The organism is Idiomarina xiamenensis 10-D-4 (genome assembly GCF_000299895.1).
Taxonomy (GTDB): Bacteria; Pseudomonadota; Gammaproteobacteria; order Enterobacterales; family Alteromonadaceae; genus Idiomarina; species Idiomarina xiamenensis.
On sequence record NZ_AMRG01000055.1, the window covers coordinates 1 to 1,070 of the forward strand.

At 37.6% G+C, this 1,070-nt stretch carries 1 protein-coding gene; it reads right to left on the bottom strand.

All coding sequences use genetic code 11. From position 1 onward, the window contains the following. The coding region (locus tag A10D4_RS14410; protein ID WP_008490173.1) for a hypothetical protein at nucleotides 1–421 on the bottom strand (421 nt) is incomplete at its 3' end. Nucleotides 422–1,070: the final 649 nt, after the last annotated feature.

The window sequence follows — 1,070 nt, forward strand, 5'->3', positions numbered from 1 at the left end:
GAGTGTTGCTGTGATTAGTTGAATCTAGGAATCTCTTAGAGGTAGCGCTAAAATGAATAATGGTAAGCACAGCACCCTCTAACAGAGCAATGATATAACCCAGCGACGTATCAATGTAGGCGGAAGCTGAATATCCGAAGAGAACCGAACCGAAGATAGCGTTAGAGAGAACCCATACAGTGAAGATCCATTTTGCATATAGAGAAAAGAAATACAGTCCGCAGCAGATAGCTAAGTACATTGCTGGAATTAAGTAAACAAAAATCCCTGATATACCTATTAAAGATCTCGTTCCAGAATACTCGAGGAATGCTTGAGTTTCCTGACTGTAAATAAAGGGCCATAGAAATGGTAGATTATAATAAAATAGATATAATATGAATAACGATATTATATGTTTTTTATAAGTTGACTCTTTCATGATTTAACCTTTTTTACGGCGAAAATTATCACTATTAATAAGATTAAGTTCATGAATATAAATCCAAAAGATAAGGAAATGGATCCGAAGGAAAGGGCTGTTTTTAAATAGCCTATTTTATCTCCTTTGAAAAACAACTCGTAAAGTAGGCATAGATATATACCAATAAAGAGCAACCCTAAAATACTTAATCCTATAATCTTCATTTTCACCTCGAAACTTGTAATGCATATCCAGTGTGAGCGATATAGTTTATTGCTTAGTAGTAGTTGCAGTTGCAGCCATTTATCGCTAAGCCCGTGACATCATTCTCGCCGTCTCCATTTTGATCTTCTGAAGTGCATTGAGAGCTTCCTATTGGCTTTATTTTTCTGAACCCCGTATCCAAAGCTCTTGTTGAAGTGCAATAACAAGCTCTAAAACGCTTTGCATCATTAGCTTGAATCAACTTTTGTATCATTATAAATTGGTTTCCTGCTTCGGCTAGGGCCTCTCGGGTCGCATTCCAATCTTCAATTTGATTTCTAAAGGTCCACCCTAGCTCTCTGCCAGGCCGGACTAAATTAGGGCGAACAGGTATTCCCCTTAACCCACTTGAGTCAAAGTACATAACCGGATTCCCCCAACATACCCATAAGTATTAATGCCA